General features: G+C 50.0%; 5 protein-coding genes. 3 read left to right on the forward strand and 2 right to left on the reverse strand.

The features are described 5' to 3' along the window. Together QMC96_12855 and QMC96_12860 are read left to right on the forward strand one after the other, a co-directional pair. Positions 1–373, forward strand: a 373-nt coding sequence (locus tag QMC96_12855; protein MDI6877644.1) for a carboxypeptidase-like regulatory domain-containing protein, incomplete at its 5' end; no start/stop codon positions are given. A 206-nt stretch (positions 374–579) separates the two neighbouring features. After that, positions 580–3,711, forward strand: coding sequence for a hypothetical protein (locus QMC96_12860; GenBank protein ID MDI6877645.1), 3,132 nt, complete (start codon positions 580–582; stop codon positions 3,709–3,711). Positions 3,712–3,921: 210 nt separating this feature from the next. Here the strand turns inward: QMC96_12860 and QMC96_12865 are convergent, their stop codons facing one another. After that, complete coding sequence (locus tag QMC96_12865) at positions 3,922–4,053, reverse strand: hypothetical protein (protein ID MDI6877646.1); 132 nt, start codon at positions 4,051–4,053, stop codon at positions 3,922–3,924. A 91-nt stretch (positions 4,054–4,144) separates the two neighbouring features. Continuing rightward, positions 4,145–4,513, reverse strand: a complete 369-nt coding sequence (locus QMC96_12870; GenBank protein ID MDI6877647.1) for a transposase — start codon at positions 4,511–4,513, stop codon at positions 4,145–4,147. A gap of 360 nt (positions 4,514–4,873) precedes the next feature. Here QMC96_12870 and QMC96_12875 point away from each other — a divergent pair, with 360 nt between their 5' ends. After that, a complete protein-coding gene (locus tag QMC96_12875; GenBank protein ID MDI6877648.1) occupies positions 4,874–8,104 on the forward strand; it encodes an Ig-like domain-containing protein in 3,231 nt (1,076 codons plus the stop codon). Positions 8,105–8,290: the final 186 nt, after the last annotated feature.

Genomic DNA, 8,290 nt, shown 5'->3' on the forward strand with positions numbered 1-8,290 from the left:
GAACAGCCAGGCCAATGTGCGGATCGTTGTCGAGGATGCGGATCACCACATCCTCTCCGGGGCCGCGGTCTCTATCGACGGAACCGCTGCCGGCACCACAAACGAGCTTGGCAGTTACACAATCCCGCTCAGAACCGCCGCCACCTACAACTTCACCGCCGCCCTTGACGGCTACCGCACCGCGTCCGTGCAGAAGGAGATCCCCTTCGGCGCCTCCGATCCCACCGTCACGATACTTCTCGAGAAGGAGTTCGACATGACGGTGCTGCTGGCCGGGCTGATCGGGCTAGTGGCCCTGGGCGTAGTCTTTGTCGGTGTGCGGAAGGTCTACGGGGACAGGAGAGGGAAGCGGCCCCGGCGGAGGCTCGGTTGACGGGAAGGGGTGTGGATCGTAAACAGCTACGAATTTTTATATTTAATTCCTTTTTTAAATATTAAAGTAATATCCTGCTTTGATACACGATTCGAGTTCAAATTACATGGGAAATATAGTTACAGTCGAGTATTTGGAAAATAATTAATTTATCATATGCAAATCTATAAGTATAGGTTTGGCTGAATATATCCGTATACTGGAAGGTGGGAGATGTGTCCAACAAAAATTGGTTGTGGATATCAATTGGATTGTTGATTTTGATTGGCTCTGCCTCAGCAATTGATGTCAACCCGAGCAAATTCTCAGTAAAAGCGGATGGCATGGATGAAATCGGAATCACTGTATCGGGTCTTCCGGCAGAACAGGTGAAGGTTCATTTTCAAATAATGCCCACGTCAACAGGTAATGGAACCTTTTCGAAGAACGATATAACCTCATCCGGAAGCAATGTAGTAACCTATTTCAAGGGCACGACATCCGGAGATGTAATAATTGATACGCGCGTCAATTTTCTCAACGGCACATTGCTCGAGAACAAATCAATAACTGTGCATGTTCTATCCGGCGATGCCTACCGGATCTCAAGAGTTATCTATCAGCAAGAAGTTGAAGTGAATTCAACAACTTCTATCGCCGTTCGAATAGTTGACAAATTCAATAACGGGATTGAGAACGAAATTATTTCATTTTCAGTTTCATCCCCCGAAAATCAAGCAAAATTAATTGGAACCAATCCAACAAAAACAAACTCAACTGGTTATGCTGTAATCGACCTGATGGCTGGAACTAGAGCGGGTGACAATATAGTCTGGATCAATCCCAGCAATCCTGCCCTTTCAGACTATTGGATTGACATCGTCGGTATAGGTTCTCGAATTCCATACTATATTTACCAAGAGTGTGATAGATCGGGAGATCCATACCCTCTCATTCCAGCGGATGGATATAGCAGGGTAACAATCACTTATAAACTGGAGGACTTTTGGCATAATCCCTCTCCATATTCCGAACTAAAGATCCGTACATCTCCACCTGGGGAAAGCGCAACTCTGAAAACCAACAATGCTGGGGTTGCACAATTAATCTATGGTCCCAAAAAGACATTGGGTTTAGTCAATATAACTGCAACTTCATCCTACAATACGGATACTACTTGCTGGATGATTGTGGAATTTGCATCGAATGATCCGGCTACAATATTTCTGGGTGCCAGTCCAGAAAATATGCCCAGCCTTGATGTGAATAACGCCTCATCATCGGAAATTCGTGCCCGGCTAATCGATAAGAGTGGAAATCCGATTAAAAATGAAAAGATCAATTTTTCAATTAAAAATATTAGTACTGGAATTTTCACTCTGTCAGAAGGCCCCAAATTTTCCAATGGAGGTCAGTCCATTGAAGCCATAACAGGAGTTGACGGTTATGCCAGGGTTACCTTCACCCCCGGGCGTTTTGTCGATAGAACGGACCCGAGATATTACTCGAATGCCACTGCCAGCTGTGTTGTCAAGGCGGAATGGACAAATGAGACGGGATATACAATCAGTGGTGAAACCCAAGTCGTCTGGAAGAATTACGCCTATCTGCGAGCAGAGGTTCGTGCAGATAAAACAGTTCTCTCGCCACAGGATCCCTACCTCGATGTGACTATACAATTAATCGGTGATGGGCCAGAGCTCACAGAGCCGATGCCAGCGGATATTGTTCTACTGCTGGATCGTGGCGAAGATATGCTCATTGATGACGAGAGAAATAAGGATAAACCCGACCGAATGGAAGTTGCACGGGATGCGGCAATGAAATTTGTTAACAGTAGACCCGCTGGTAAAGATCAAATTGCACTTATCACCTATGGGGATAAATCGACGGATCCACCATATCCTGGCAAACGTGTGAATCTTTTAACTCTTCCTAGCAATTACAATTGGCAATCTGAAGTTGGTGAAAAGGGAGGAAGTGATGATGCGACATATATCGCTCAGCATTATCCTGGAAATAATATAACTATCTATGATGATTATGCGACAAAATTCAATTCTTTTGATCTAGATGTCGAAAATTGGGATCATATTAATACATCCCTATATATGCAAATGCCAATGAAGAGTGAGAGTACAGGTCAAGCATCCGCACCAATAAGATATGGTTTATATTCTGGGATAAAGGAACTGAAGCAGAATGCTACAAGGAGTGAAGCAGTTAAGGCTATCGTCTTACTCATGCAAAACACCTATAGATACTACGGAAATCCAATACCTATCTCGACTGATCCAATCCTCAAAGTGCCTCCCGATGATAATACTATTGCAAAAGGTACGAATGAATACTATCCATTTGCCGATCCAATTGTAACTCATCAAAATATGGCAGAATGGGCAAAGCAAAACAACATTAAAATTTTTGTTATTTACTATAATTATGCACAGGCAGCTCCAGACGAAAAAGTCCCAAGAACACTTGCAGAAGTCACTGGAGGGGATTGGTGGATAGCAAATAATGCTACGGAGTTAGATTCAGCATTTGAAAATGCAAGCAAAGCACTCGATGTATACGCCGGCATAAATACATCCATGAATCTCAATCTAGTCTCTCCAATTACCAATACGACAAATCTCTCCTGGACGTCTACCGAGGGACTATTAGACTACGTACCGCTGACATGGTATCAGCACTACAACTGGACAGAGAATGCGAGTGTTCCAAGCTATTACCTCTACAAGCCAGAAAATTTCAAAACATACGATCATTCCAGTGAGTGGGATAGTACACAGACCATAACATTCACTGAAGAACAGATTGGAACAATCAAAATCAAAGAAACATGGTGGACAAAATTTAGACTGAAATTAAGAAGCGATATTGTTAACGACACAATACAGTTCAACCTATTCGGTCCAGGTTCTGAGGTCAGATTCAATGCGACAGAAGCGAAGCCAATCATAGTACCGGATTTGTCTATCACATATATTCCCAACATGAGTGTGGATCCACTTATCGATCCCGACATACTTGTTTGGGGGCTGAATAAAACGGCACCCCCGAGCGAATACTTAAACGTGACCTGGAATATTACATATCGAGGAACTTCCAATCATATTGATGAGTTCATGTATATTCGACTCGATGATGGGTTCTGGAGACACTATACTACAATTACAAACAATTCGGCAACTGCTGGGAACTGGACCGAACATTACGCCATTGATCTACGAACCCTGCCGAGATCTCATCAGATAGGAGTTAGAATAAATGCAACTGCGCCGGGAGCGGGGAGTAGTGAAGTGACCAACCAGTTCGATCTGACGCAGGGAAAAAATTTCATAAAAATCGAATAAATTTTCTTAAGAGGTCAGCTCAAAACTCTCCCGATCATGCGGGCACAGACCAGGTGTACGAGCCCCATGAATGAAGGCTCATAGCGTTCGTACCGGGGAACAATCTTCTCGAACGCCTCAACCCCGCTGAAGAACCGTTCGATGGCACTCCGTTTATTGGCGAGATCCCGATGAAACAGAACCGGTCTTCCTCGCTTCGGAGATTTCCTATTACTCGGATTTACCGGGATATTGCTCCGGATTCTCCGTTTCCGGGTGTTGGATCTCTTGCGAGTCGAAGGCCGCGCCGGCGGTGATGCCCGATGGTTTTGCATCTGCACCGGGAATCTCGAATGCGGCCACGGTTGGTTCATAGAGCTGAGAGTCATTGACATTCGCCGGAGCGACCAAACAGGCCAAAGGGAGACCGTTCTGATCGACCAGGGCGCTGAACTTATTCCCGTTTACATTTTTGTAGCCATAGTAGCCGATATTTCCCCTTTTTTGCGGGGATACCCTTGGTATCGGTGATGCAGTGGACAAGGTCGAGCTTCGGGAGATCGTAGCCGGACTGGGGCAGGTTGAGGAAGATCGCCTGGTACGCTCCCCGCTTACAGAGTTCGAGGTGGTACCGGTGTACCGTCGATTTGGTGCCGTATTTCCCCGGTACATCATTCCAGGCACACCCGGTGGTCTGGACGAAGTAGATCCCATTGAAGAGCGATCGGGGATCCCGCCAAGGTCGGCCGATGTGCGGTTTCTGCCGGGGCAGATTCTTTCGGATAATCTCCCAGAGCTCGTCGTCGATTTCCTGGAATGTCATGACCCGGGCTCAGGGTCCTCAAGGGTCCCATAATTTTGGGATGTCCTCAGGGATAAATTCTCCAAATGTATAGGTATTTTATCAAATTTGCTCGACCTGCGAAATGTAGGGTGTAAAGCAGGCCACTTGAGGTCTGCTGCCATAATATTTCGGAAGAATGTGGATGGTGGCCTTCCACATTTTAACTTGCTATATATAAATTATCCACTTATCATTTTATTAATTACTTCTAATCTATGGATAATAAACAGAAAAATATTTCTTTTTATGCAATTTTACTTAATAAAATTATATGAAAACAATAGAAAATACATAAATACAAAAACAATAAAATATACAACATCCGAAAGGGTGAACCCTATGAAGGTGGAAAAGACAGCCTTGCTGCTCACCGGTTTGCTGGTGCTGGTCGCGTCCGCATCGGCCGCCGGCGAAATTCCGGATCATATGGAGATTGCGAGCAGCAACGAATGGATCGTTGCCAACGGCCTCGACAGTGCAACGATCACGGTGCGGGTCCTGGATGCCGCCAACAACCCGGTCCAGGGAGCAACCGTCACGGTTCAGAACCTGAACCCGTCTCTGGGCAGCCTGAGCGGGACCACGTTCACGACCGACGTCTTCGGGCAGGCCTACCCGAAGTTCACGGCGAACACAGTTAGCGGTGCTGCCCAGCTCGATATTCGCGCATCGGCCTGGGTGAACGGCACCGAGAACTCCGTAACGGGCACGTACGTGCAGTACATCGACCACTCGACGCCGTATCGATACTCTTTTATCGATTATAACTCGACCGCCTACGTAAACGACGTCACTCCCATAGTCGTGCGGATGCTCGACCGGTACGGAAATGCGATTGACAGCCGCCGCGAGAGTTACTACGGCCTGGAGGCGGAGAAGGTGCAGTTTTCGGTGAGTTCCCCGGAGAACGGCGCCCGGTTCCTGGGTGGCACGACGCAGGTTGCACAACCGGTGGACGCGAACGGCAACGCCACGGCCCAGCTCCGCATCTCTCCCTATGCCGGGGAGAACATCGTCCTTGTCACACCCCAGGTCAGCACGGTTCCCTCCGTCTGGATCACCATAACCGGTGTCGGAGGGACGCCGGCCTATATCGTATCCATGATTTCGCCCGCAGGGGACCCGCCCAACCTTCCTGCAGACGGCATGAGCAGGTTCACGATACTCTACACCGTCTACGACCAGTGGGGCAATCCCTGCGTCAACCGCGAGATCAACATCACGACCGAGTTCGTCAACTCGACGGAGCCGACCTACGAGGGCGCCACCCTTTCGCCGACGAACCTGCTCGGACAGTCATCCTTCAAGTACGGGCCGAAACGGACCGCTCTCGGCGTGAATATCAATGCAGAAATCGTTGGGTTCGAAGACGTTGCTCGCACGGACACGGTATGGTTCACCACGGGCACCGCGTCGCAGCTCACCCTCACCGCGAGCCCGAACCCGATTCCCAGCTGGGATGTGCCGGGGAATCCGGACAAGACGACGGCGAGTATTATTGCAAAAGTGATGGATGAATTCGGGAACCCGGTCCCGGGAGCGAATGTTACGTTCTGGATAGACTCTGACAGCATTGCCTATGACGTCAGCGAGGCTTCCGTCGTGAGCGGCCCGATTCTCTGGGACACTTCTGCCCTGACGGACGATTATGGGTATGCGATTGTCACGTTCCAGCCGGGAGAGTTCGTGCAATTCGAGGACGATCCTGCCAACTGGACGGATAAGGCAACGGGATCCTGCCTCGTGAAAGCAGCCGTGGAAACCACACCCACCGGTGCCGTCAGCGTGATCTGGAAGAATTACCCGTACCTGAGCGTCGGGATAAATGTCACGCCCCTGCCGGTGAATCCCGGGGAAGTCTTCGATGTGCTGATCAGGCTGGACGGGGACGGACATGCCCTGCGGCCAAAACCCATCGACGTGATCCTGTGCACGAACCGGGGCGAGTCGATGCTGGCGGATATGTACTACCAGGGCTCGAGCGGGGTGTTCGAGGATAAAATGGTCTACCTGAAAGATGCCTCGACGTTCTTCCTCGGCCAGATGACGCACAACTATGACCGCGTGGGCCTTGTATCATACGGGATCAACGGCATAACCGATATCCCGACAGACTCGAACTTCAAGCTTCCGGGAATTGACAATACCAAGGACGACGACTTCGCATATACAAACCTGCATTATACGTCTCATCCCAAGGCCTACGGCGATTATACGACCGTGGACTCGCCGCTGCAGCTGAACCACTACCTGGTCGAGGAGGGGATTGAGGGCCTGACCCCCTCCAAGGATCCAACAGGCAAAGTCGTCGTTCCGATGCGGTATGGGTTGTACAGGGCAATCAAAGAACTCAACGGCACGGGAAGCTCCGTTCACAACGCGAGGACCGTAAAGGCAGTAATTCTGCTCGCGGATCGGTCCTGGTCAACCGCCGGAGATCCCATCGCGGGATGGGACGGCACGTCGGTGTCGGCAAACCAGGGCTACTGGCTGAGCGAGAAACCACTGGATGACAACTGGCCCCAGGGCGGTCTCAATGCCTGGACGGCATTCGAAGAGTTCGGGACAAAGTCGTCGCCCTTGCAGAACATGGCCAATTATGCGATTGCGTCGAATGTAAGGATATATAGCATCGCATACTTCCCGAAAGGCACCAGCGTTCCGACATCGTTTGAAGGACGTCTGCAGCAGCTGGCGTATCCCACCGGCGGCAAGTACTACCTGGCAGACGATGCCGAGAAGCTGGCCACGATTTATTCCCAGATTGCCGGCGAACTGAAGACCGAGGCCGGGGTCAACACCACGATGGATCTGTCCATGGACAACATCAGGGTAAATAACATCACCATGAGCGGAGGCGATGTCTTCGACTACGTATACTCGCCCGGTATCAACAGCACCTACAATCAGGGCAACTCCACGAAGATGTGGAAGTATACGTCCCTACAGGACAAATATGCCAGCCCCCTCTACTACAACGACAGGATCGACCAGAGCGACGAATGGAATGCAACGCGCATTCTGAACTTCGATCTGGGTACGATCCACCTCAACCAGACCTGGGAGATCCAGTACCGGATGCGCGTGAAAGAAGGCGTATGCGGAGACATCCAGCTGCTCGACAACAGCTCGAGGATATTCTTCAACAATGGCGCTGACAATATCACGCTTCCGCAATTCACTCTCGAAGTCCCCTGCAACGCGACAACGATCATCAACGTGAATGCTCTGACCGTAGATATCACAGATGCCGCCGTTGAAGGAGATACTATCAGGACCGCATGGGATTTCCACTACACGGGTCCGGGAACGGTAACCCAGACAGTGTCTTACAGGTATCGGGATCCCGCAACCGGAATATCGGGGGACTGGGTGACCTTCGAGACGATACCGGGGGCAACGAACACCACAACCAGCGGTACGTCGAGACTGTTCACGCAGAACCTGCCCTATGGCTACTATACCATCCGGGTGTATGCGCAGGAAGAAGTGCCGGGAGGCGTCACGGCCCAGGACACGCAGACAGTGCACCTGAACTCTGCCGGAACGAACTACATCCGCCTCCAATAAACCTTTTTTTGCAGCCGCCCTGAATCCCACCCCTCCCCCCCCCGAAAATTACCTGCAGGGCTTCCATCAATTATCCACGCAGTCGGATGCGGGAATCGCAATCCTCGGCATTCACGTATCAGAACAGATCGGACGGACCCAGTGGGAATCGAACCCACGTCCCTGGGTCCGAAGCCCAGGAGGATA

This window comes from Methanomicrobiales archaeon, assembly GCA_030019205.1.
GTDB lineage: Archaea > Halobacteriota > Methanomicrobia > Methanomicrobiales > JACTUA01 > JASEFH01.